General features: G+C 52.9%; 22 protein-coding genes. 1 reads left to right on the top strand and 21 read right to left on the bottom strand.

Going from position 1 to position 23,279, the window contains the following annotated elements; genetic code table 11:
- Positions 1 to 9: 9 nt before the first annotated feature.
- From BC440_RS02790 to BC440_RS02755, 9 genes are all read right to left on the bottom strand, one after another.
- Positions 10 to 1,026 carry an ATPase, T2SS/T4P/T4SS family gene (locus tag BC440_RS02790; RefSeq protein WP_082822691.1) on the bottom strand — a complete coding sequence of 339 codons (1,017 nt, stop codon included), beginning with the start codon at positions 1,024 to 1,026 and terminating at the stop codon, positions 10 to 12.
- A complete protein-coding gene (locus BC440_RS02785) occupies positions 1,023 to 3,290 on the bottom strand; it encodes a hypothetical protein (protein WP_063096150.1) in 2,268 nt (755 codons plus the stop codon). Before BC440_RS02785 ends, BC440_RS02790 begins: the two co-directional genes overlap by 4 nt.
- Before the next feature lie 4 nt (positions 3,291 to 3,294).
- Complete coding sequence (locus tag BC440_RS02780; RefSeq protein ID WP_063096152.1) at positions 3,295 to 4,398, bottom strand: TrbI/VirB10 family protein; 1,104 nt, start codon at positions 4,396 to 4,398, stop codon at positions 3,295 to 3,297.
- A 4-nt stretch (positions 4,399 to 4,402) separates the two neighbouring features.
- Positions 4,403 to 5,521 carry a TrbG/VirB9 family P-type conjugative transfer protein gene (locus BC440_RS02775; RefSeq protein ID WP_063096154.1) on the bottom strand — a complete coding sequence of 373 codons (1,119 nt, stop codon included), beginning with the start codon at positions 5,519 to 5,521 and terminating at the stop codon, positions 4,403 to 4,405.
- A 65-nt stretch (positions 5,522 to 5,586) separates the two neighbouring features.
- Entirely contained in the window at positions 5,587 to 6,165 is a 579-nt protein-coding gene (locus BC440_RS02770; RefSeq protein WP_158526693.1) for a type IV secretion system protein, read from the bottom strand.
- A gap of 194 nt (positions 6,166 to 6,359) precedes the next feature.
- On the bottom strand, positions 6,360 to 6,533 hold the full coding sequence (locus BC440_RS23050) for a lipoprotein (RefSeq protein ID WP_156488006.1): 174 nt from the start codon (positions 6,531 to 6,533) through the stop codon (positions 6,360 to 6,362).
- Positions 6,530 to 6,922, bottom strand: coding sequence for a hypothetical protein (locus BC440_RS02765; protein ID WP_065702090.1), 393 nt, complete (start codon positions 6,920 to 6,922; stop codon positions 6,530 to 6,532). The genes BC440_RS23050 and BC440_RS02765 overlap by 4 nt, the downstream gene beginning before the upstream one ends.
- Complete coding sequence (locus BC440_RS02760; RefSeq protein ID WP_063096161.1) at positions 6,919 to 7,236, bottom strand: hypothetical protein; 318 nt, start codon at positions 7,234 to 7,236, stop codon at positions 6,919 to 6,921. Before BC440_RS02760 ends, BC440_RS02765 begins: the two co-directional genes overlap by 4 nt.
- Positions 7,229 to 8,473, bottom strand: coding sequence for a hypothetical protein (locus tag BC440_RS02755; protein ID WP_065702089.1), 1,245 nt, complete (start codon positions 8,471 to 8,473; stop codon positions 7,229 to 7,231). The genes BC440_RS02760 and BC440_RS02755 overlap by 8 nt, the downstream gene beginning before the upstream one ends.
- Before the next feature lies 1 nt (position 8,474).
- On the opposite strand from BC440_RS02755, the gene BC440_RS02750 reads away from it, so the two are divergent.
- Positions 8,475 to 9,248 carry a hypothetical protein gene (locus BC440_RS02750; RefSeq protein WP_065702088.1) on the top strand — a complete coding sequence of 258 codons (774 nt, stop codon included), beginning with the start codon at positions 8,475 to 8,477 and terminating at the stop codon, positions 9,246 to 9,248.
- 32 nt (positions 9,249 to 9,280) lie between these two features.
- On the opposite strand, the gene BC440_RS02745 is transcribed toward BC440_RS02750, so the two are convergent.
- The 12 genes from BC440_RS02745 to BC440_RS02680 form a co-directional block, all read right to left on the bottom strand.
- On the bottom strand, positions 9,281 to 10,210 hold the full coding sequence (locus BC440_RS02745; RefSeq protein ID WP_071239501.1) for a hypothetical protein: 930 nt from the start codon (positions 10,208 to 10,210) through the stop codon (positions 9,281 to 9,283).
- Entirely contained in the window at positions 10,192 to 12,543 is a 2,352-nt protein-coding gene (locus BC440_RS02740) for a type IV secretion system protein VirB4 (RefSeq protein ID WP_223305181.1), read from the bottom strand. Before BC440_RS02740 ends, BC440_RS02745 begins: the two co-directional genes overlap by 19 nt.
- Positions 12,544 to 12,900: 357 nt before the next feature.
- Positions 12,901 to 13,245: a hypothetical protein gene (locus tag BC440_RS02730; protein ID WP_063114504.1), complete on the bottom strand. Its 345-nt coding sequence runs from the start codon at positions 13,243 to 13,245 to the stop codon at positions 12,901 to 12,903.
- A gap of 30 nt (positions 13,246 to 13,275) precedes the next feature.
- The gene (locus BC440_RS02725; RefSeq protein WP_063114503.1) at positions 13,276 to 13,713 is read right to left on the bottom strand and encodes a hypothetical protein; all 438 of its coding nucleotides are present in this window, start codon (positions 13,711 to 13,713) and stop codon (positions 13,276 to 13,278) included.
- Positions 13,713 to 14,459 (bottom strand): conjugal transfer protein TraL, encoded by a 747-nt coding sequence (locus tag BC440_RS02720; protein WP_065702082.1) that lies wholly within the window; start codon positions 14,457 to 14,459, stop codon positions 13,713 to 13,715. The genes BC440_RS02725 and BC440_RS02720 overlap by 1 nt, the downstream gene beginning before the upstream one ends.
- Positions 14,446 to 14,679, bottom strand: coding sequence for a helix-turn-helix transcriptional regulator (locus BC440_RS02715; protein ID WP_065702081.1), 234 nt, complete (start codon positions 14,677 to 14,679; stop codon positions 14,446 to 14,448). The genes BC440_RS02720 and BC440_RS02715 overlap by 14 nt, the downstream gene beginning before the upstream one ends.
- The gene (locus tag BC440_RS02710) at positions 14,676 to 15,365 is read right to left on the bottom strand and encodes a hypothetical protein (RefSeq protein ID WP_065702080.1); all 690 of its coding nucleotides are present in this window, start codon (positions 15,363 to 15,365) and stop codon (positions 14,676 to 14,678) included. The genes BC440_RS02715 and BC440_RS02710 overlap by 4 nt, the downstream gene beginning before the upstream one ends.
- Positions 15,365 to 15,694 carry a hypothetical protein gene (locus BC440_RS02705; RefSeq protein WP_065702079.1) on the bottom strand — a complete coding sequence of 110 codons (330 nt, stop codon included), beginning with the start codon at positions 15,692 to 15,694 and terminating at the stop codon, positions 15,365 to 15,367. The genes BC440_RS02710 and BC440_RS02705 overlap by 1 nt, the downstream gene beginning before the upstream one ends.
- Before the next feature lie 170 nt (positions 15,695 to 15,864).
- Positions 15,865 to 16,239: a hypothetical protein gene (locus tag BC440_RS02700; protein ID WP_065702078.1), complete on the bottom strand. Its 375-nt coding sequence runs from the start codon at positions 16,237 to 16,239 to the stop codon at positions 15,865 to 15,867.
- A 1,591-nt stretch (positions 16,240 to 17,830) separates the two neighbouring features.
- On the bottom strand, positions 17,831 to 18,976 hold the full coding sequence (locus BC440_RS02690) for an amidohydrolase family protein (protein ID WP_071239499.1): 1,146 nt from the start codon (positions 18,974 to 18,976) through the stop codon (positions 17,831 to 17,833).
- A 229-nt stretch (positions 18,977 to 19,205) separates the two neighbouring features.
- Positions 19,206 to 19,898, bottom strand: a complete 693-nt coding sequence (locus tag BC440_RS02685; RefSeq protein ID WP_083379292.1) for an isoprenylcysteine carboxylmethyltransferase family protein — start codon at positions 19,896 to 19,898, stop codon at positions 19,206 to 19,208.
- 429 nt (positions 19,899 to 20,327) lie between these two features.
- Positions 20,328 to 23,261, bottom strand: coding sequence for a hypothetical protein (locus BC440_RS02680; RefSeq protein WP_071239498.1), 2,934 nt, complete (start codon positions 23,259 to 23,261; stop codon positions 20,328 to 20,330).
- Between the last annotated feature and the right edge of the window lie 18 nt (positions 23,262 to 23,279).

Here is a 23,279-nt window from a genome sequence, read left to right as displayed (position 1 = left end):
GGCGCTGGCTCATGCCGCCCTCCCGTCTTTGAGGATGAAATTGTCGTTTCGCGGCTGCCAGATATCGGTAATGCGCCGGAAGCCGTCCTTATCGCGTTTGATCTGGACAACCAGATCAACCATTTCCGTCAGGAATTCGGGGATACGATCCATCTTCATACCGGCCCAGGCGATGTTCTGATCGAACTTCCGGTGGATCGCGTGTTTGGGATTGGTCGAATGGATCGTGAAGCTGACACCGGTTGCGCCGGCATTGAGTGTTCCGAGAACGGCAAAGGCATTTTTGGTGCTGATTTCCCCGAACGGGACACGATCCGGGGTAATGCGGTTGACGTGATCGAACAGAACACGCCAGTCAACCATGCCACTATTGCTATCGCTTTCACGCGCTGCGAGCAGGCCGTTGCCGTCCCAGAAACGATCGAGGAACAGTTCCATCGTGTCCTCAAGCGCAATAACGCGGACATAATCCTCTACTGACGACAGCAAAAGATTGAGCAGGGTGGTTTTGCCGGTATTGGTGCCTCCAGAAATGGCGATGTTCCATCCCTTAATCATCGCTTCGATCAGCAGATCCTTGATCTCGCTTTCGCACTTGATATTTAAGCGCTCCATGGCGTCATCAAGGAAATCGCGATTTCCTTTCCGGGTTGCCGCGATCAACTGTTCCCATGTCGGTGTGAAGGGGTGTTTACAGCGAATTGCGAGGCTCAGGCCTGATCGGACGGAGGGTCCGACCAGGCATTCAAAGCGATGCCCTTCATCGAGTGCGGTTGAAAGGATCGGGTTGGTATCGGCATTGAAATTAAGTCCGCGCCCATTCGAGAGACTTTTGCACAGCTTCTCGATGGCGGACTGCGTCAGTTCCGGATCATCGATCAGCTGCTTACCTTCACCGCGCCGGTCGACGACAATCTTGCCCGGCCCATTGAGCCGGACTTCGATCGTTCTAGGGTCGTCATAGTATTTCGCGAGCGGTGCGACGATGCGCTTGTAGATCGGATTGATTGGAAAGATGGCGTTCACCGGACCCACCCCCATCCATTTCGGCAGGCCATTTTTAGAGTGTTGTTGTGAGGCGGGTAAGACCAGTTATGGCTGCCAAGGGAGAGGTAGCGCCAATAGCCCCTTTGTCCGGAAGGAGGGCCTGCAATCGCTGCGTAAGAGTTTGGACTTGCTTGACAGGTGGCTGTCGCAGTGTCGCCAATCTGCGTGCCATCTTCACGCACCAGCTTCTTTGTGCCAACAGCACTTGACCAAGTGCAGTGATTCGACGCCGCCTGAGTCCATGGACTATCATCACTTCCCTGAGTGCCGCCTGCAATACTTATCCCGCAGTAGTTTGTGTTCGTGTATACGCCGGGATTTTGCCAGTACCATTGAGTTACATCACTCCAGGTGACCTCAAGATTACACTTGTCTCCAAGATTTAAAGGCGTTGCGTCACCTACAATGACTTTATGGGTTGTATCGTCCGGACGTTTATAGGTCTCGACTTCGTCACGCTCGTCGAAGCGGGTACATTCTTCGTAGAATGTTTCACCATTTACTGCGGGACCTTTGCCTACATAGGAGTAGGGGATCTGGGGATCACCGGGCAAGACCTGCGAGGTCAGCACGTTGTATCGACCAGTCAGGGTCTCTACGCCCTCAATATAAACCGTGACGAGGCGATATGCGAAAAGCTTGTCGTCATGTCGCTGATAGCCCGTGATTTCCTGCTGATGCAAATAGATAACACCGTTATCCTGGCACTCCGTCACCGGTTCCTGTTTGCCATCAAGCAGATAATAGAAACGTTCTTGGCCGATGCTCTGGCTGGCGCTGATATTGTGCGTCCATTTGGACGGATCCTCGCAGCCTGCCGTGGTTGACTGGATATCCTTGGCAGAAGTGTCCGGCGTGCAAGGCGTGCGATACAGTTCGAAGCCGTTGACATTGATCATCACCCGGCTTTGCAGCGTTACCTTACCGGTGTCTCGATTGATGATCGGTTCGCAGACCTGATCGCCATTGGCAGTCTTGTAAATCGTGCTGTGCGGATATTCTTCGTCGTTATCTTGGCAGGAGGTGTCCCAATCCTGACCATCCAGCGTGTAGATATATTTCGAACGGCCATAGGACTTGTTTGCTAAGAAGTCATCGCGAATGTCGCAGCCTTCGGTGGTTTCGACCAACGGCACAGGCTCTACTTCAATTGAAGCTGCACAATCGGCAACCGGAACGACTTTGCCGTTATGGTTGGTGTAAACCAGCTTGCCTTGCGGCACAGCCTGAAGGTTGACGTAATCGAGATAGACATTGCAGGCATTGCGATCTTCAACAATGTCATAGATTTTTTCAGCGTCCGGCTGGCAGTCCCCGATTTCCTTACGATTGCCGCCGCCGTCCGTGTAATAATACATGAACTGCGCGGTCGCTTTCATCGTCTCGGTATTTTCGTCGTAAGGGCAAACGGCGTAAGATTGGTTGATCTTGAACCGCTCTGAACCATCGGCGCACTCACCGTATTCTGGTGTGCCGTCAGTCGTCGTTACGACGCGGGTTTGCTGGATCGCCTGAAGCTGGTCGAGATCTGTGCGGATCTTGCATCCATCCGTCGTGATGTTCGAGCTGATGACGGGTTCCTTGCCGACATCCAACGCGCTAGGAGTGCTGTATCCAGAAGCATCCGGATTGGAACCGGCATTGCTGCCGACACTGCCTGAAGACGCGCCAACACCGGAATCAGCAATCTCTTCCTCTTTTTCCTCCTTTTCTTCCTCTTCCTGCAGGGATGCGAGGCGTTCGAGAGCTGCTTTGAGTTCCGCCTGATTACCCTCAACCGAAATTGGCAAGGAGGGATCAAGCGAGGGCTGTTCAATATCGAACTGCGCAACAAAGTTGTCGGAGTTGAGTGCCTCGACACGACTGTTCTTCTCGACACTCGAAAGCACCAGCTGACCGATCTTCATATCGTCAACTGAAACAAACCGTGCATAGGCGTTCGCAGTTACGCCTTCAGTAAGGTTTTTGGAAACACCTGGAACATCGACAAGCCCGAGATCAAGCGCGACCGGTTCATTTTCCGGAAGTTCCGTGACCTGTTTGGTTCTGGTGATGATTTTCACCTTTTGAACCAGGGCATCCATGTCGCTGCCGGCTTCATTGGTCCCGGGCTGATCGACAGGGGTGGCGACTGCAACTGCAGTTTCCGAATTGTTGTCATCAATCGACTGCGCCACCTGTGCGGATGCCGGCAGAACCAGACATGACGACAACAAAAGCAAAGCTAACAATTTGCTTTTCATGACGTTACTCCACTTCTTGGATGTACCAGTCCGTTGCCGGACGGATTTGAAGGCGTGTGCCTTGGGGAATGGTGATGATCGGTTTGAGATCGAGGCTTTTCTCAAGCATGTCGGCAGTGATCTCACCGAACTTGTTGGAGAGTTCTTCGGATGCTTTTTCGGCGGCCGCGGTCGCGACTTCTCCATCGGCATCTTCTGTTTTTGTGCTTGCGGCGGCATATCGGACAGCCGTGGAAATACCGGTCAAAAGGAAGGCATTTCCGTAACGCTGCCAAAACCTGTTATCGACTTCGCCAGCGACACCAAGCCAGCCCTGCTGGTTTGTCACGTTTGAGCCGATATTGAGGATTTCCGCCCGATGACCTGCCATCAGGATACGTTCGCAGTTAATGCCGATCTGGCTGCTGCCCATATCTTCCGGTGCCATGAAGGTGCAGACCAGCCGTGAGCCTTTGGGAACAAGGTTCATGCGGCCGTGATAGCCGAAGACATCGCGTGTGGTTTGCAGAATGACCGATCCCGGTTCACCGGCACCAACCTGTGTATTGATACCGGTTTCCAACTGAACGGGAATGTATCGATCCTGAGTAATTTTCCGGGTGTTATCCACGGGCAGGGTCGAGGTTTTGCGGGCTCCGCCATAATCTTCAGGGGGCGTATCGAGCTTTTTGAGATCGAGCGGATCAGGCGCAGGAGCGGGTATTTCAGGCATTTTGCCAACGAGCGGACTGCTTGATGATCCTGTATCTGTCCAGGCCGCAAATGTTGGGACATTGCCGGCATAAACTGGCCGTGCCCATGCTGCCTCCAACGCCAGCCGATAGGGATCGGGTGCGGGTGGAGCAGGAGCGGCAACCGGTTCAGGTTCGGGCTCCGGTTCCGGAGCAGGCGGCGGGGCCGGTGGAGCAGGCGGTGCTTCCTGCCGTATGATAACAGGAGGAAAGCGCGGCGCTGCCGGTTCCGGGGCTGGTGGCGGCGGTGCAGGCAATGCCCACGCGCTTTCGTCATCTGGTGGTAATGTTGGTGCCGGCACAGTATCTACCGGTTCGGCACAGGCTCCGCCAAAGGTCAGTCCGACAATGAGGGCGATATCGCAAAAGGCGCTCATGCCTTTATGCCCCCATATATTCAATGCACATGAATTTGAACCCGCTCTTGAGCGTGATCAGTTTCTGTGTGCTTTCAACGATGAAGGTCTGGCCCTGGACACGTGTGTTGACCAGTTCGTCAAATTCATCGACCACCACATAGGCCGTCGGTAGTTCCAGATCCTTCCACTTGTCGCCGAACTTGATGTAAGTGAATTCATCGTCTCTGAAGACCGTAACCGGTTCCAGTTCCTCATCGCCCCAGAGATTGTATTGCCCCCATCCGCGAAGATTGTCTGGATTGAACTTGGCTTCGGCAACAAAGTCGCCTTCAGGCGTTCCCGGGTTGGTGTTGACGAGCCCATCAATGGCATCTTCGACCTGAGACGAAGCGGGCAGATCCATCTTCGGAACTGAAGCAGTATTTTTACCATACTTATTTGGTACTTTTTCGGTATCTGTGTCGTTTCCCATCGGCACTTCGAGCGGTGTGTCGATTTGCACCGATCCGGCGATCCTGACGACAAGATCGGGAATGTTGTGGGAGTTCACGCCTTCGGCACGGAGATAGAACGGATAAACCCGGCCGGATTGTCCATAGACGACAAGCGACGTGTCATATCCATAGCTTGCGGGTCTGACGGCAAGCCTTCTGTCACCCCGGCGCTCGATGGACCAGCTCACTTTATCGCCGATATCGGTGCGGTCGATTTTCTCGCCACGCGGCAATTCAAGGATAGTGACGACATATTCGCGGGTGCGAACCTTATAGGTGCAGTCCTCGCACAGATCCGTCACATAGACGGCATCGCCATCTTCGGCATAATCCCATGCTTCCTGAACTTGCCCTGATGTGCGCGGCCGGATCAAAGGACCGAAATTGCCTTCAGCCTGATCCCGAGCCTGATCCACGATTGATTGCGGGACCGGCATCGCACGCTGGCCTGTTTGAGAAACGTTATTGCTGCCTGCTGTCGTCGTGCCGACGTTACTCTCAGAGAAAGGTGCCTGATTTGGCATTGGCGGCCGACCGGATGGCGTTTGCGCACTGGCCGAATGAATGACAAACAGAACGACATACCCGAGAAAGAGCAGGGTACCGATGACATGAATGGTGATACGGAGGGCTTTCGGGAGCCTCATGGAACATCCCCTTAATGCTTCTGAGTTGCCTGAAAAATCGGGTTTGCGACGGGTGGATACGTTCATCATGAACTCCCCCTGGTTCGCAAAATCATGTCCGTGACAGTGACCCCGAAAGGATTGATGTACTTGTTTTCGAGCGTGACGGTTTTGGGGCTTGTGACCATCGAGAGGTATGCCCGCAAATGAACTGGCTCGCCGATCTGGCGGCCGTCTCGTCGGTCAATGCGCGTGAAGTCGATCGCAAACTTGTAATCGCCTGTCAGGCTTGCGACCTTGTTTGAGCTTTCGATGATGATTTCCCGATCAAGCCCGTCTTTGATGGCATCGGCGATTTTCCCGCTTTTGATCCATTCATCATGGAAATTTTGCCATTCGGAACGCTCTGTCATGCGGGAGATTTCCTGCATGCGCTCTTTCTGTGTAACCGGATCGATCTCAAGGCGGGCTTTGACATACCGCCGTGCCTTGCCTTCCAGCTCCACGTCAAAGGCATTGACGTCTTCGACAACCGGCTTGATCTGGAAGCGAACAACGTCTTCGTTCGCCGGAATGATCCAGAACGGTACCTTTTCCTTAAGAGGGACCATTTCGGCGATAACGCTCACCAGAACGACGATCGATGCCAGCTGCGCGATATTCATGCCGGCCGACATCCGAAGCATCCAGGCAAGCCGCCTGTGCGCTGCCTGAAATGAAAACGGATCGGAAGCGACGGCCATTCCGTGCCGGCCATTGGTGGCAGGAATGATCTGGCCCGCTTTCTTGTCGGCTACCTGGTTGTTTTTCTGTTCGAGATATGCGGCCCTTCTGTCGCGTATATTCTCAAGCAGCTTGCCTAACCAACCCATTCAAAGCCTCCGCTGTTGAAAGGGATCGGTTCGCAAACGCAGGGGCTTTTTTTCATTTCATCGGTGCCGGTGCCCTCTTTGGGCATCTCGACTTCTTTGCCGGTGACAGCACAGCCGGTGAGGAGAACGACAGCGGAAAAAACAATGATCAGACGTTTCATTTGCTTTCTCCTTCGATAGAGGGGAAAGCAGATCGAGCTACAGCTATTTTTTCGGGGTGCTTCGAGGCTTTAGCTGAAAAAGGAAATCTGCCAAAGATGGCGGCAAATGTGCCAGTATACATGACCCATAAACCGGTCAGAATGGGCGCAAACTTGAGAGCTCCACTCTGTAAGGCCTCTGGCGTGGCTGCTGCCAAAATCTCGAAGGCGGAGATAGCTTCATTCGGTGTGAAACAGATCAAAAACAGAAAACCGCCACCGATGAAGAAACAGATAAATACCAGATAGGAGGTACCCATCCTCAAAATAAAACCCAGACAATGCGCGATTTCGGGGAGGATGGAATGACGCACATTTTTGAGCAGAGCTTTCTTATCCAAATTCATCATTTGGCACCTATGTCGTTGGTTTTGTCAGGGGATGAGGCGACGCCGGATTTCCCGGGCAGGATCGCAAGAAGAAATCGAATGCCGGTCCAGATGCAGGCCGCAAAGAACAGGAGAAGAAGCGCCTGCCTCGTGAGTTGCGCCTGATCGCGAATTTCAAGTTTGAAGAAGGCTTTGAAGAAATTCAGTGTCGCTTCCGGCTCCGCCAAGAGGCTCAAAAGCGCCAGATAAATCAGGATCAAGCCCAAACGCTTCAAACTGGAATGAAGGGATTTCGCCAGCTGCGATGCCAAGGCGAAAAGGTCGGTCTTATCCACGGTCTACCCCTCCTCTGCGAAGGGCATCCATGTATTTCCCCATGTCGCCCATCGACGAAACATTGCGCAAATCACCGAAGAAAGATGATTTGGCGTCGCCCATCATGTTCGGATTGTTCCGGCTGGCCTGCATCGCGTCGGACCAGTTGCTTGCGCCACCCTCAAGCTTGTCTGTGAATTTCATTGCGGCCTGAGCTGCAGGCGGCAGAAACGGTTTGACCTTTTTGGCAAGGCCGAATGCAGCGCCCATTGTTCCGCCGACAATCGCGGCGGCTGCAGTGTTGGTGAATTGCGATTGTGCGATTGAGTTGGCGATCGCCGTGGCTTCGGTGACGAAAATGATCCCCATGTATCCGACCAGCACAGCGGTAAAGCCCGCGCTAGTGAAAAAGGTTCCCATTGTGATGCCATCGACTTTGGACATGTCGATCACTGAAACCGAGAACAGGCAAAAACCGATCGCGATCGTAGCGCCATAGAGCACCATGCCGGCCGCCATCAGAGCTTTGAGACTTGCCCAGACCATGCCCCGCGCCCAGCCAAAACCAACGGCAAGCAATAGGAACGGGGACATTCCGGACAAAACCATCACCCGGAAAAGTGTGACCAGAACCTGACTGAGATAGACAAGGATCAGAATGAGCCAGACCAGCATGATCAAGAGCCCCGCGAGCGGTCCTGTCAGATTGCCCAGCGAGAAGGACATATAGATTTCCTTGCCCATATCCATGACAGCAAGGAAACCGTTTTCGGTCGCATACAGGAGGCGAACAATCCCGAGATATTCGTCGCCAACTTCCTTATCGTTTTCAGTTTTATATGTCTGGATAACCTTGCTGGCTGCATTTGGTGAAGTCAGCTTAAAGAGGGAGGTATTGTTACCTTCGCCCTTTAAGGGGATCGAACTATCGCCACCCGTATTCCGAGCTGCATCCATGACCAGAGACGATGCACCACTGATGGTATTGATACCGGTTTTATAAACCTGCGTTACCACTCCAGACTGGCCTGCAAGTAAACCGCCTGCTAGAATCACAAAGAACAACTCATGACCGAAATTGATCAGATCGAGCTTGCCCATGACGATTTTCAGACCGGATATCGAAACCCATAAACCGGTGACAGCCGCAAAGATCACAAGCATTGAGGGGTTCAGTGCTTCGGCCAAGCCGATCACGAACATTTCGGAGTTCTGGGCGAAAGTCAGGGCGATTGTGCAGGTCGGACAACTATCCATTTTGGCCCTCCTGATTTTGGGAGGAGGAGCAGCAAATGCGGGTCCCCTGCCGCTTGACGAGAGATCGAGACCGAATGGTCCTGACCGGTTTTTTGACTATGATCGGGCTGTTGGGTTCTGGACCGAAGTTGAGACTCTGCCTGCCTTGGAAAAGGCTTGGGAACGTTGCGAAAACAATGAAGCTTTCGCGTACTGGAATAATGTCTGGTTGATTGAGCGTGGGAGACACCAGTCCTGGGTGCTGAAAAAGCGTGCCAATGGACAAGAAGCTGTTTGGACGGCTTGGGAGAAGCGCCATGCCAACTTTGTGTATGACTACGTTCTCGAACACTACGATCCAGAAGGTATGGCGCTGGTCAAAGGTGATCTTGAGACCGTAAAATATTGTCACGATCTTCTTCGCACCTATGAAACTTGGCATTACACATACAAAGCAGCAAAGAGAAACCCTGCTCACGGAGCCGGAGTTTATGAATACGAATACAGCAACATTTCCGAACCGTTTAACGATTGGGATCGTCACTGCTTTCACATGAGAGGGCCTAAAGGCATTAACAAAGACGAATGTAACGATCTGCCCGACTGGCGCACACCGGAAGAGGTTGCAAAATATGATGCAGGGTTGGTGAACAACCAGATCGCCAGAGCGAAAACGGCACGGCAAACCGAGGAACAGCGTGCGACAAGCCGCAAAGTGGTCGAGGATTATCTCGCAAGCCACGGTGACAGCCTGTCGGAAGCTGACCGTGACGCACTCAAGGCCGCCATCGAATAAATGCAGTGAACCCGTTTTGATCGGAAGGGGCATCATTCTTCTGACCCTTCCGGTTCGTTGCCTGCTGCATTCTCGCCACCGGACATCGCTTCGTCCCATGTCGCATGCTGTGGCATGAATTTCATCAGCATGGCCGCCTGAATGCGCAGAAGCTGTGCGTTTTGCTGCTGGATGGCGGTCTGCTGGCGACTTTGATGCAGCAAGATCTTGTTCATCGTCGCAATGCGCTCGTTTACGTCTTCTGCAGCTTCGGCCTGAGCTTCCAGTTCGTCGGCGGTTTTCTGGTTATCCTCTACCTGGGCAATGACCTGATCGGATTGAGCCAATCCGGTATTGATGGCTTCAAAGACAACCGCGTTCTGGCGCTGGATAACCTGTTCGCGCGCAGTATCGCGGGCACGGATATAGGCCCTGTTTGCTTCAGGTGAAGCATCGGGATTTTTCCAGTCTGCCGGACCACTGCCGCCCCAACTTCCGCCATCGGGTACAGACCAGTCTTCAGGGCCGTTCCCTTCATCGAAAGTCCAGCTATCCGGGTCGTTGGGATCGAACCAAAGGGCTTCGCGATAAAAGGCACGACGGGCGCAAATGCTCTCCCAATCAAGCTCGTCGAGGCTCAAGCCGGGCATCAGGCCACTCAGATCCGGAAGGAGGCACCTGGCATCTTTGGAAATCTGTTGGGCAAGTCGGGCAAGGTTGACAATCGGCATGGTGACACGCCCCATCTTGCCGATCGCATTTACCTGGTCCTGAGCCGTTCGCGACAGCTTGCCCAGGATCTCCGTTTGCTCCATTAACTGATCAAGCTGCTTCTGCAGGCTGTTGAACTGTTCGGTGAGCTTGGCAAAGGACGTCGCGTCGAAAACCGGATATGTCGCAAGTGCCACGGATGGCACAAATATCAAGGTTACAGCAACGACCAGAGACTGAAGGTGGGAGCGGGTTAAAGGTGGCTTGGCCATGCATCCCCCCATTTCTGTTTGAGAGCCGCAAGCTCGGCATTGGCCTGTGGGCCGCTCTTGTAAAATCGGCGGGACTTGCCGAGTGGCGTCAGATCCACATCTGCGATGACGCTTTCCTCGTATCCCGTGGTCTCGTCGCGTTTGATAATCAGGACACGCCTGTCATTTTTCCTGCGGCTACGTGTGCGACCCTGAACAAAGAGCATTTGCTCGGCGTTCAAGTTGAAGGGACGCAAGCTTTCTTCCGTGACCTTCGAATTCGGGAAGAAGATGAAAACGGCCGTGTTTTCAATAATTGCTTCGTAACCCTCGGACTTTGTGAGGGCTGCCGGGTCCTGGAAGATCATGCCGCAAATACCGCCAAGCTTACGGTATTCACGCCACATCACCTCACTTAGGTTTCTGAAGCCGAGGTTTTGGCGCAGTCTGGCCGCTTCCTCGATGGTCATCACAAACCCGTCATCCCGGCCGGCAACCGACTTTGCAATCGCTTGGGAAATGTGCGCCACAACCGGCCCGCCAAGGGACGGATCGGCCAAAGCCTCGTTCATGTTGAGGCCGACCATGTGGGACTGGTTCAGAACACCACCGAGGCTGTCCCGAGGAGCGTTGAAAATATGACTGCGAAGGCCCTTGTTGCCCTTGTCGTCAACAACCCATTGGGCAAAAGCTTCGCGTAGGGCCGAACGACGGGCGAATGCGTAAGGGTAGATGGCATTGATCGTTCGTTCAGGCGGCTCAAGCTCAAAGGTCAATTCAACGGCATGATCAAGATCTCGGATGTCTTCCTTGTCGAGATCGATACCTGCAATCGACTTGAGAATAAGCCTTATACGTTCCCTGTTTCCGGGGGTGTCTTCGCCGACATCCAGCGGGTTCAGAGCAAGGCCGTCATAGGCCTGATAAAGCCCACCCATTGCCTCAATCATATATCTAGAACCTTCCTGTGAATCGAACAGGTAGGAACGGACATTCGGGAACTTTGCCAGCCCGCCAAGCAGATGCATCATCAGAGTGGATTTGCCACTGCCGGCCGGAGCAAAAACCAGAAAGTTGCCGAGCGTGAGCGGCTTGTTCACGACATGGAACTGGAATGCATAGGTTTGGCCGCTAGGGGTGGCAAACCAGCGAACGGGGGCAGGGCCAAGCGGGCTTTCCAGCATACCGGTTGCGGAATGCGGGAAGGCCCATATCGCTGCAATATTCTGATCGCGAAGATCAAGACTTGCCATCATCCGCCCGCCCGGGGGCAGCAAGCCACCCTTACCCGGTTTGGGCAGGCGGAAGAACCAGCAGGCAGGCGCACCGGCTGTCTGGATGGAATAACCGATACGCTGATCACCGAGAATGACGGCAATTTGTTGGATCAGAAGATCGAGCGCTTCTGCCGTTTCGGCGCGTGCAATAATACAGAATTGCGAGGCAAACAGTCCGACATTGCCCGACGCGAGATACTTGAGAAGGGCGTCTGTTTCCTTCGCTGCCGCCGGGTTACCGAACCACGTGCTTTCTTCAGATTTTTGCCGACGCTTGAAAAACATTGTGGCCTGATCGCGTCCCCAGGGCTCGCAGACCTGACTGATTTCAATGTCACCCTCCAAGGTCAGGATTTCTCCCATGAACCGGGCAGAGATCTGTTCGGGCCAATGGGTGACCGTGATGATCTTCTGGAATTTTTGCTGCGGAACATTCGTCGTTATTGTGCCGCTAATTTTGTCAAACGAGATATCGGAGGCGGGTAAACCTCCCGATATATTGCGGCTGGCAGACGGCAGGTCGTGCCGGTATTCCCCGCAGACCAGACCGTTCAGGAAACCGGTCAGCGGGCAGGCTTCGTCATTAGTTTCGGCTTTGCGCAGAACCGAAGGACGATAGGGGGCGAGCAATGCATCTATCTTTTCTTCGGCTTCACTAAGCGGGCGCATTTCCGAAGCAGAGAGCATCAGGTACCAGTCGATAAAATAACTGGCCTTGAACCGTTCGGCCTCAGCTGTTCCGATCTCGTCTAAAACAGCGTTGGGCCATGTTGCCTGATTGCTAATTTGGCGCTGGCGTTTGACGCCAATGAAGCGGATAGCAACACCGGTTTTGCCGAGCTCCATAATCAGATCAGAACGACCATGCATCATCGTGTTCTGCTCGACATCAATCCGAGCGTCGTAGCTGGTGCCTTCGATGTGCCATACCCGCGAAACGGAACCGTCCTTGTTCCGGATGGTCACATCGTCAATCTGATCGATGCAATCGAGTTCAAGCTCATCCTGTAACCAGTCTTGCTGCAGGTCGCCGAGCATCAGTTTGCGGGCAGCCGGTACGGCAAGACCAGCACCCATCAAAGATATCATTCCGGTGGAGATTACCTCGGGCCAAATCATTCTGACTGACCTCCGGCAGACAGGATAGAGAGTTTCCCTTTGCGTTTGACCCAGTATCGCGGGGCAAGAAGAAGCTGCTTGTCAAAGAATGGATCGTTACGATAACGACGAACGAGAATAAGCCAGCTGCCAACGATCCCGATTGCTCCACATGGGATTGCAAGCACCAGAGATCGGGCGATCAAGGGTATTACAAGTGCTGAAACTCCAAACGTGGCCGAGACGAAGAGCAACCTTAAAGGAAGGCCTGCGATGGTCATTTCGTGCTGAATGTGGGTCTGGACGAGGCTTGCGGCTTTCATTGCTACCTCGCGACTATTCGATGAATGATAGAAGACCGTCGGCCATCAAAGGGCCGGCGACTGCGATAATTCCGCCAATCACGCGGATAAATGCTTGTTTGGGGTCCATTTGACCTGTGAGTGCCCCCCAGCCGCCCCAAAACATTAGGCCCAAGCCGAGCATTACAGCGACAATCGCCCCGACACCTTCTGAAATCAGGTTCAGCCCGTCGACGATCCAGCTGTACCACTTCTTGTCGGAGCCACCTGCGCCACCCTCACCACCAAGATCGACGCCTTGGGCGAGAGCCTGTTCTGCAAGCATGATGGAGAGCAGAACATTGCTGGTGACAGCTCCGATGAATGATTTGATTTTCATTAGATCCTCGTCTGTATTTGAATTCGTCAATTAGCGAGCGGCCGCAAAAAGCAGACCGACGTTGAAAACGACGGCAATCAGGTTCACGGCAGTGATTATCGATAGGTACAGAAGGTTTTTCCTGAACTTGCCCGTAGCGCGATCCGCCTGACGGGCGGCCTCGTTCATGGCTTCAACACGCTCGCGAACGACATCGCCAATTGCCTCATTTTTGAAGGTCTTGATCGAAATATCGACATCGCGCGTGAAGGTGTCGGCAGCGGCTTGTACTGCTTCGGCCAGAGCTCGACGTTCCCGTTCGTTATACCGCTCTTGCTGATCAAGCCCGACACGCAGCATTGTGAAAACCAGCAGGATCGGATCGTCTTCTCCGACCGTGACCCCATGCTGCTTCCACAGAAATGTGCGAAGTTCATCGATTGTCTCGATGCTATTTGGAAGCGGCGGCATATCGTCGAGAGCAGACATCAGAGCATCGCCTCTTCCATGATGTTGAAGAGGGTGCCCCACGTTGTTCTGAGGCGCTGCTTTTGCATGATCTTGAAGTCAGGAGACGCAATAGCTTCCTCGAAAGACAACCGCGCCTGTGTCATCTGTTTGATGTCAAAGCCGTAGGTGGATTGGCGGAGTTCGGGAAGCCGGACTAGACTGTGGTAACGGTCCTTGTTTTTCTTAAAGAGGGCCGTTTGTTCGAAGCCTTCGGGCTCCATACCCGGGCGGTTTCTTTCCACCCGGCCGTAGACGAATTCATTGATCCAGACGACTACGGCAACGTCAGGAAGGTGAACCAGCACCTCCGCCAGTCCCCGTAACGTGTCATCCAGTGCTTGCCCGCCCACCAGCACACAATGCAGCCGGACTTCGTGACCGGCTTCACGCAACATTGAAAGAACCTGTGATTCCAGAAGGTAGGATAGAAGCGGCAGGAATGTGCTGGCACCATTATCGATATTGGCGGCAGCGTTTTCGGGAAGTGCTACGATGTCTTCGATCAAATAATCGAAATAGCGCGGGTTGATTTCGTCGTCCCGATCGCCAAGCTTTACAGCTTTCACCGGAAAGGCTTTATAACCGGCAAGCGTCTGATTGACCGGGTCAGTATCGAAACCCTGAGCCTCAATCTGGCGCTTGGCGTAATACTGCATCAACAGGCTGTTGATGAAGGACTTGCCGACGCCACCCTTGCCCTGAAGAGTGATGTTAATCAACGCCATCAGCGATAACTCCGTCTGAAATGATGATTTTGATACCGAGCGAACTGGCGAGTTTGAAAAGCTTCGCACCTTCAAGTTCCCCGGTACCGTTTTCGAAATTGCGATAGGTTCTTTCAGACACACCAATCAGGCTGGCGGTCTTGATCTGAGACATGCCAAGCGCTTTGCGCTGTTCATGGATACGACGATGGAAAGCGAGATAATCGGCTTGCCAGTTCATTCGACCTCCATCGGCCGAACCGGCTCTACCAGTCTTTCGAACTGATCAATTGGTAACGGGAGATCGGGGAGATCGAACTCTTCAATCTCTCCGTATGCCGGAAACGATATCTGGGGAGGCGTTTCAACAAGCACACTTTCGACCAACCACTGGGCGAGAAGCACACCAATAAAACTTCCAAGAACACAGCCGATAAAACGTGTAAGGAAGGGCGGCCAGCCAGTTTCGCCAGCAGGCAATCTCGGGGCGCTTATTTCTGCACCGGAGTGTTCGGGGTTCTCATGCGGCCAAGGTTGTTCAATCTTGCCTGACGCGAAAGCTGCCAAATGAACATTCGCTTGTGCAAGTTCCTCAAGAAGCTGAAGCAGCAGCCCAAGAGCCCACCCATCACGAATTCGGTCGTCTGCTATCTTCTCCCATTCATCCGGGCAGAATGGGTAATTCAGCGATACATGAAGGTAAGCCAGTGAACGTGCCAGAGCGTCACGCTGTTCTTCATTAAGATCAAGCGTTTCGCCACCGATAACGAATTGCAGACCGATATCTCTTGCGCTCTCGGCAAGGCGGTGAAGCGTTCGTTTGGTGATGTTGAACTGGTGAAATTGAGAAATCGCCGATATCAGGGCAGGATCGACAATGTCGACAGCTATCCGGTGTTCGGCATTCGCACTGCTTTGAGAGGTCATCAATTTGCACCCGCCCCTGACTCTTGGTCATCTTCAAAGGCTGGTGAAGATTGAACTTTCTTTCCCGTCGTTTCCGCATAGTCGCAGACTAGGCTGTCAGTGCGAGGATCCAACGTGAGTTCGTCAGATTGCAGGACAAGCGGCTTCTTTCGCTGAACCGTGATGACGCGGCACGTGATCAGACCGGCAGGCAATTGCGGATTGGGCTCAAACATCAATCCGTTGCGACCAGACGGCCATTTTTCAACATCATATACCAGCCACCCTGCAAACGCAGATGGGCTCCCCAATATGACTGCGAACAATCCTGCTACGACTAGGCGTTTCATTGACTTCCCCTAAATTTCTGTCCTTGACGCCTTAGGCCCGACCCGGTCTTCAAACCGGGTAACGGGCGGAGGCGTTGGGGCGTTTATGGCTCACCAGACCGCACCCGAAGCACGGAGGTGATTGACTTGACGGGAAGGCGGATCGTTGCCGCAGGAGGTAACCATTCTGGTCATTGCTCGGCCTCATTCGGTTGTGGATCGTCGTCCCAAATTTGCATGCGCCCTGTCTCAACCCGGCCTTCAATGGCGGATGTATCGGAGGCCTTGCCCGAGACAGGGGGAGCACTTTGCAAAACAGCCACAGCCGTATGAGCAGGCAATTGCCTGACTGCGTTGCTGGCATTGATGAGGGGAGGTTCGGGAGACGTGCTGGACGAAAGGGTGTCGAACCAGGAATAGAAGGATCGCTGGGACATGGTGATGCGACCTGCTGAACGCAGATCGAGGTAAATCCGGTTTCTGGATTTACCTTTCAGATGCTCATCGAAAATCTCATCGCATAGGGCGATGAACTCGATTTTTGCCTGTCCCCAAGTGGCGACCATCTACTACCCCATCAGGTCATTAACGACTTGACAAGGAAGAGAAAGATATGATCCCAATCTATCACGGGTTAGCGATCTAATCGCTCTATTGAGCTAAAATCTGCAAATCCCGTGGAAGTGAATCGAACATCGGCGATTGTCCCCGCAACCAACATTAAGAAAGCCTGCCCTCGTGGCGGGCTTTTTTAATGTCTGGTAGGTGGGAGCGGTCATTTGCCCCTGAAGGGGATGGCTGCGACCACCGGGAGCCCGCGCGCAGACTGCGGAGGTTCCCCCCCAAAAAAAACTGGTAGAAATCCTCTCCTCATATCTTTTTTCAGAAAGTTCTTGATTTGTTCTTTTATCTATGGCATAAAGGAAAAATCAACGGGAGAAATGCACCCGGACCGAAACCCGCGAGGCCTTGAGCCTTGCGGGTTTTTGCGTTTGGGGCTGGATGAAAGAGGTGATCAGGATGCAGCGGCAAAGAGACGGACAGAGACACGGGCAGGGCGGCGAGGTGACCGGCAGGATATGGGGCGGCGGATGGCGGAGCCGTTACGGCGGGATTCTGCCCAAGGACTAAGGGGACTAATCCGGTCATTTGTCATGACGGGAGAGGTGCGTCTTGTTGGAAAAGGAGCGTTAGATTTGCCGGGAGCGGCAGCAATGGCAGCAATGGCAGCGGTGATCTGTGACCCGTCGATGGTGGACCAGTGAGGGCCGTGCGCCCGAAGTTTGTCCGGACCTCGGCGGTTAGCGGAAAGTGCCGTCGTTGCCGAAAGTGACCGGAGCGGGCGGTGAGCCTGAAGACCGTCCGAGGGTGAGGATAGCAGACGCCCGAAATGCGTCTGGGCACCATCGGTTGCCGGAAGAGTCGTGATGGCCGGAGGTGATCGGAGCGGGTCGTGGGCCGAGGTTGCCTGTTGGCGAGGCTGGCGGAGGCCCGAGGTTTGTCGGGGCTTCATCAATTGCCGGAAATGTCGCTATGGCCGGGAGTGATCGGAGCGAGGGGTGAGCCCGAGGACCGTCCGTCGGTGAGGTTGGGGGAGGCCCGAGGTTTGTTCGGGCTCCATCGGTTGCCGGAAATGTCGCCATGGCTGGCAGTGATCGGAGCGGGGCGTGAGCCCGAGGTGGTCAGTTGGCGAGGGCCCGTCGTTTGTCCGGGGTTCAGTGGTTGCGAGAAGTGTCGCCATGGCTGGAGGTGATCGGAGTGGGTCGTGGGCCGAGATTGCCTGTTGGTGAAGCTGGCGGAGGTCCGAGCTCTGTCTGGGTCTCAGTGGTTGCCGGAAGTGCCACCATGGTCGGGAAGTGACCGGAGTGGGCCGTGAGCCCGATGGTTGCCTGCTGGTGAAGCTGGTGGAGGCCTGCGGTTTGTGTCCGGCGTCTGTGGTTGCCGGAGGAAGTTCGGTTTTACGATGCCTTTGCCGTCAAACGGGATCGGGCCACGGATAGCGCCTTTCGCGAGAAACGGATCGAATGTATCAACGGGGCTGATCTGGCATCCTTTGGCTGTACCCCCAAGATACAGCCAAAGTGATCCCTCTTCGCGGTCGGGAATAAGAAACCAGCCGGCGTTAGCCGGTGTTATGCGTGATCCGGGGCGGATGCATCAGACCTTTATGCGAAACAGTTTTTCCGCATTCCGGAACGCAATTTTTTCCTTGGCTTCACGAGGCAGATCGACGGCGCGAAACCAGTCGGTGCCCTGCTTCATGTCGGCAAACGGATAATCGGTTCCAAACATCACGCGGTCCACACTGATGTATTTCAGCAAAAGATGAAGCAGTTCATCCTGGAAAAATGCGCTGGTCGTGTACCAGAAATTGTCATTGAAATACTGGCCGATAGGCCTGTTGAGCGAGCCTTCGGTCACATCGCCCAAATCTCCGACGATACGCTCGTAATAGAATGGAAGGCCCTCTCCCATGTGGCCGATGATCATCTGCAGTTTGGGGAATCTGTCGAACGTTCCGGTCATGATCAGTCGAAGACATTGCGTAAGCACCTCCTGATGCCAGCCATATCCTGAACCACTGAGAATGTAGTCCTGATATGCGTCATTATATCCGGGCCGCGCAATGCGGTAGTAAATGTCGAAGACTTCCTTGGGCGGGAAACCCGGATGCAGGTATATCGGCACGCCCAGTGCCTCGGCACGGGCCAGAAGGGGCTCGAAATCGGGATGGTCGAGAAACTTTTTGCCAATGAAGCCATTGGTCATGGCCCCGACAAAGCCATCCCTGCTAACGGCGCGTTCCAGTTCGTCTGCTGATGCCGCCGGGTCCTGCAGCGGCAGGGTTGCATAGGCCCGGAACCGCCCCGGATAGGTGACCATCGGGCCCGTCGCAATCATCCTGTTGAGGCGATAGGCAAAATCGATGCCTTCCTGACCCGCGAGATCCTGCACGCCCGGCGTATGTGCGGACAGGATCTGAACATTGATCCCCGCCTGATCCATGGCACCGATGCGGCCAGGGCCAAGTTCGGCAAGACCGGTTTCCCTGAGGTATTCCACGTGATCATCGTTAATCGCGTTCTGCGCGATCAGCTCGTCGGTGGTATAGGTTTCTTCGGTGGCGATAAAGGGCAGGTCGTGGTCTCGCAACGCGATGATCGAAGACGTCTCTGTCGCAGCCGTGCGGGAGATAATGGCGGGGGCTGCCAATCCGGCACCAGCACCAAGTGCCGCCGCGCCACCCAGAAAACTGCGGCGTCCGATTGTGAGGCTATGTTGGGGTTTTTCGGTCGGTTTCATGTCAATTTCCAATCCGCTATTGTTGTGGGGGGCAGTTCGGGTGCTGTTTTCGTCATCATGTTGGCGTGAATGGGGGCTGCGCGCCCGTGTGTGCGCCAGACATCGGATCAACGGGCAAAAGAGATGCTCCTTTGGGGATTGGCACAGACCGCAAGACCGCAAGGCGGGATAAAAGACAGGACATCTATCCGCCGCTATCAGCCGCCCAGTTGCTTCGGGCTAAACCCACCTAGGGCAGATGGATCAACGGTGTCAGCCATCCCTTTTCCTGCATCAGCTTGATGCCTTCAAAGATCGGCCCCGCCGCCAGAAACCACATCGCATCGCGTGTTGTGGTTAAAAACAGTGCCGGTTTGCACAGCAGGTCTTCCTCATCGCGCCAGCGAAACCAGGTCGGGCGAAAGCGCGGGACGGTATTTTGATAGCACCGGAACGCCTTGCCAAAGCGTTCCGAGAGCAATGCCTCTTCGTGCGCGACAACATTGCGAAACACCATCCAGCACAGGCCGGCAAACAAACAGCCAAGCACGACACTGCCGGTCTGTGCGCCGACGCCGAACGCGCCGATCATGTTGAAAACATAAAGCGGATTTCGGCAGCTGGAATAAGGCCCGGTGGTGACAAGCTCTGTTTTCTTGCGTCCGCCGATATAAAGGGAGCACCAGCCACGCCCGAAGATGCAGACGCCAATCGCAAACAGCCCGATGGCTTCGATCATGTCGTGAAGCTCGCTCTGGCGCTCCGCCATCGCCTGACTTCCGGCCACAAGAACCAGAAGCACGACAACGCCAATTCGAAGGATACGTTTTCGTCGGCGCTGTATGGTGCGCAGAGCCGCGCCATCGGGAAGCACCCCCGGCACCCCCGGAGTCTGGTTTGATGTGTCTTTACGGGCGGAACCGAGTTCGGCCGAACGCGACATGAAATTTACTCCTGCAAGATCAAGCCGCAGAAGTCATATCGTCAGGGGCTGGTGCTGGCGTCCGGTACTGCATAACCGGTCGTTCGGATGGCCCTCCCGGACGTATCGCCGCTGACATGGACAGGGCGGCGGGGTACTCCGCAGGATATGGGGCGGCGGATGGCGGAGCCGTTACGGCGGCATTCTGCCTGAGGGCTAAGGGGACTAACCCGATCATTTGTCATGACGGAAGAGGTTCGTCTTTTGGGAGATTGATAAGTTAAATCTGCGAGGATTGGTAGCAATGGCAGCAGGGGGCAGTGGCCCATCGACGGGCAAAAGGCCCGCGATCATGATGTAGTCCCCTAGCGTCAGTTTCAGGCGTATGACAGCTTTGCAGTGAACCTGTGATCTTCCTGTGGTTTGGGTCTGTGTTCGTCGTTGCGGGCTTTAGGTTTGAGCGTGTGCTTTGCTTTCTACCTGTTGCACCTTTCGAACAGTCCAAGAACGCCCCTCTGGTGCACTCACGATTTCTGCGTCAAAAATTAATCCGTCTCGAATGTCACCGAGCGCAAAGTTTGTGAGGGCATCAAAATGGAAGAAAATATCTATGGTGTGTTCACTTGCTCTTGCAAACCCATATGATCGCTCTGGAAAAGTCCTGATAATTTCGCACCGACAGTGTTGAAGTCTGTCTGACGGGGGGATGACCTCATGGATTTTAGAGACAATCAAGCCTCTGGGCTTTTGTTCTAAATCACAAATGACTTCATCGCCTATTAATAGTTCCGAGAACCCGCCCTCTTCTATAACCTCGGAACGAACCAATATGCGGTTACTAACATCTTGTATCGATATAAATCCGTAGTTCCGAGATCCGAATGCATGCTCGATAACGCCTCGTAATCCTTGATAGTTTTTAAAAGCAGCGTTTTCCGCTTCCTCAATCTCAGGTTTATTGTTCGGAGATAATGCTTTAACTTTATCGATAAGAATGCGTTGGTGTTCGTAGCGATCTGCTTGAGGAGTTTCTGAGGAGAATAATTTGTCTTCGTCTATCAGGTATTTCGCAAATATTGCTCTAATTTCGGGCATTTTCTGTGTGTATGGTGTGTTATTCTTGTAGGTAATTCTAATTTGCTCGGCAAATGTCGCATCTGTGATAGCAGTAGTTAAGGACATTTGATCAAAGAATGCATTGTGCCTTGTCGACAGGTTGAGATGAGCCCTACCTGCATGGGTTATCGCTAACGTTTGATCCGGTGACAACTCGGATGCAGACATATCGAATGGTTCAATTAGTCTACTGGAAAGAAGGCGATTAATGACTAGCATCACTGCTGGTTCAGTTGCTCCCAGTGTGTCGAAGAAGTCTAGGATGGATTGCACACTAGAATGTCTGTCTTCAATATCTCTTCCACTGTTTGAAATTGCATCTAGCATTGCCAAAATTCTAAGTGGAAGAAGGGGCGATTGACGGACTTTATTGTCGACCTGAAAAACTGGAAAGACCGCGTGAGGGTCATCTTGTCGATAGTAATCGTAGTCGCCCTTTAAGAGTGCAAGTAGCAGCTTGTTAAAGTTTGTGGTGAGAGGTTGGCCGGAAATTACTGATGCGACGAGTGTATCAACATCGAAAACCGGCGACGTTATCACTCGTTTAGCCAGCATAAGTGTTCGGCGAATATTGTAATTAGTCAGTTCACCCAATATCCTAGCAGAAAATTCATCATCGATGAAAACTTCTTCCAATACGTTTGCAAACGCATTCAAATCATCAATTGAGACCTTGATCCCGCGCTTAGATAGGTAAGATGCTCTTTCTTTAGGGTTGGGTGAGGCCGCAATTTTGTGTTTGAGATATTCAATGCGTTTTGAGAAAACGTCCCTAGGAGATGGGGTTGGAAGAAAGAAAGAAACAGAAGTGTATATCCCAAAAATATCGGACTTTGAGAAAGACCAAGCAGTTTTGTCTGTGATTGGGAAAATAATTAGAGCATGACCGGCATGTCGCCTTAGCGCCTGCGATAATTGGAAAACAGACTCTTTTATATTTTGAGGAAATTCGTCAATGTTATCAATAACTAGAACGGGAAGTTTTTTTCTGTTGACGACAATGTCACTCAATAATCTCTTTAGGTATCCTTCTCGATCTTCTGTTACTGTTTTCTCTAAGAATTCACCAAATTGGATTTTAAATTGCTCCGGGTCTTTTTTGTAGAGTGCAGCGCCAGGTCCTTCTGATTGACGTTTATATTCGCCGAAGTACATCCCCTGTAGTTGCTCATAGCTGGGGTGACCAGTATCGAATAACTTCTCCTCCAAGAGTTTAATTAGTCTGTTGGTCATCCAAGGGACAATTCGCTGATCATCACCTCCTGAATCGAGGCAACTTAGGCGTACATCTACGCATTGGTTTCGCAAGGTAGGTGCAAGAGTCCTGCGAAAAAATCGCTCCACAAAAGTCGTTTTTCCCGAACCTGTCGGGCCAACTATAAAGACGGTTTGTCCCTCGTCTATCTCAATAGCGTTTTCGACCAAATGAAACAGTGATGCATCTATGTTTCTATCGCCGGGGGCTATGTTTGCGATGATTTTCGTGGCGATTTTTTCTAAAGAGAAATCAGCAATTCTGCTTTCGCGTGTCTCAACAAAGCATTCTACTAGTAGTTCAGGGTCGTCATCGCCTTTTAGTTTTCCAAAATATACGTCGAAAACGCGATCAAGATCGAACGCGAGTTTAGATTTTGGTTTTACGCGGTTTTCAGCAGCGGGGAGAGGGCTATGAAGTCTCTGATCAAGGATGAGGCGTTTATTGTGTATTTCATCAAATATTTGACTATAGACGCGCTTTTGGACTTGTTCTGAGTTTAGTAAGTCATAGAACTCAGAAAAATTTTCTTTAACCGATGCCATAGAGGGAAAAACAAGAGCCTCAGCAGCTTTGTAGTTTTTCCCCGGAACGTGAGTCTTAAAGACTATCCAAAGATTTCCATCGGTTACTACGCAAAGAGCAATTCCTTCATCGTCGGCGTAACCACGAACCTGCTCTATTGCATCTGCAGCATCTCTGAGAGCATTGCTTGAGAGCTTGAGTGGTCGCATTCTGCCCTTTTCAGCAACCTGTATATTGAAGCGATCCAAGCGCTTTGCTTCAACTACGATGAGGTTTCCAGCAGGGCCACCAAGGCAGTAATCAGAATACCCAGACTTGTGATGTTTTTCGGACTGGAAAGAACCCTTGGGCCATGAAAGCACATCGCGTAGCATATCGTTGATTAAGTGCAGCTTTGCATCTTCTTCGGTGAAGATACTGTCCTTGTATTTGTTGAAATGTTGATAGATTTTTTCAAAAGCTTCTTCCGCAGTATCGATATTAGTCAAAGGTGCACGCTCCGCTGG

Origin of the sequence: Thalassospira sp. MIT1004, from assembly GCF_001858545.1 — a bacterium.
GTDB lineage: Bacteria > Pseudomonadota > Alphaproteobacteria > Rhodospirillales > Thalassospiraceae > Thalassospira > Thalassospira xiamenensis.
This window is presented reverse-complemented; position numbering and strand designations above follow the sequence as displayed.

What these genes read in the sequence shown, in the direction of transcription:
- BC440_RS02745 (WP_071239501.1), bottom strand. Translation starts at nt 10,210, where the DNA reads ATGGCCAAGCCACCTTTAACCCGCTCCCACCTTCAGTCTCTGGTCGTT.
- BC440_RS23050 (WP_156488006.1), bottom strand. Translation starts at nt 6,533, where the DNA reads ATGAAACGTCTGATCATTGTTTTTTCCGCTGTCGTTCTCCTCACCGGC.
- BC440_RS02780 (WP_063096152.1), bottom strand. Translation starts at nt 4,398, where the DNA reads ATGAGCGCCTTTTGCGATATCGCCCTCATTGTCGGACTGACCTTTGGC.
- BC440_RS02730 (WP_063114504.1), bottom strand. Translation starts at nt 13,245, where the DNA reads ATGAAAATCAAATCATTCATCGGAGCTGTCACCAGCAATGTTCTGCTC.
- BC440_RS02715 (WP_065702081.1), bottom strand. Translation starts at nt 14,679, where the DNA reads ATGAACTGGCAAGCCGATTATCTCGCTTTCCATCGTCGTATCCATGAA.
- BC440_RS02720 (WP_065702082.1), bottom strand. Translation starts at nt 14,459, where the DNA reads ATGGCGTTGATTAACATCACTCTTCAGGGCAAGGGTGGCGTCGGCAAG.
- BC440_RS02690 (WP_071239499.1), bottom strand. Translation starts at nt 18,976, where the DNA reads ATGAAACCGACCGAAAAACCCCAACATAGCCTCACAATCGGACGCCGC.
- BC440_RS02725 (WP_063114503.1), bottom strand. Translation starts at nt 13,713, where the DNA reads ATGTCTGCTCTCGACGATATGCCGCCGCTTCCAAATAGCATCGAGACA.
- BC440_RS02710 (WP_065702080.1), bottom strand. Translation starts at nt 15,365, where the DNA reads ATGACCTCTCAAAGCAGTGCGAATGCCGAACACCGGATAGCTGTCGAC.
- BC440_RS02700 (WP_065702078.1), bottom strand. Translation starts at nt 16,239, where the DNA reads ATGGTCGCCACTTGGGGACAGGCAAAAATCGAGTTCATCGCCCTATGC.
- BC440_RS02705 (WP_065702079.1), bottom strand. Translation starts at nt 15,694, where the DNA reads ATGAAACGCCTAGTCGTAGCAGGATTGTTCGCAGTCATATTGGGGAGC.
- BC440_RS02765 (WP_065702090.1), bottom strand. Translation starts at nt 6,922, where the DNA reads ATGATGAATTTGGATAAGAAAGCTCTGCTCAAAAATGTGCGTCATTCC.
- BC440_RS02785 (WP_063096150.1), bottom strand. Translation starts at nt 3,290, where the DNA reads ATGAAAAGCAAATTGTTAGCTTTGCTTTTGTTGTCGTCATGTCTGGTT.
- BC440_RS02755 (WP_065702089.1), bottom strand. Translation starts at nt 8,473, where the DNA reads ATGGATAGTTGTCCGACCTGCACAATCGCCCTGACTTTCGCCCAGAAC.
- BC440_RS02740 (WP_223305181.1), bottom strand. Translation starts at nt 12,543, where the DNA reads ATGGGTGCTGGTCTTGCCGTACCGGCTGCCCGCAAACTGATGCTCGGC.
- BC440_RS02685 (WP_083379292.1), bottom strand. Translation starts at nt 19,898, where the DNA reads ATGTCGCGTTCGGCCGAACTCGGTTCCGCCCGTAAAGACACATCAAAC.
- BC440_RS02775 (WP_063096154.1), bottom strand. Translation starts at nt 5,521, where the DNA reads ATGAGGCTCCCGAAAGCCCTCCGTATCACCATTCATGTCATCGGTACC.
- BC440_RS02770 (WP_158526693.1), bottom strand. Translation starts at nt 6,165, where the DNA reads ATGAATATCGCGCAGCTGGCATCGATCGTCGTTCTGGTGAGCGTTATC.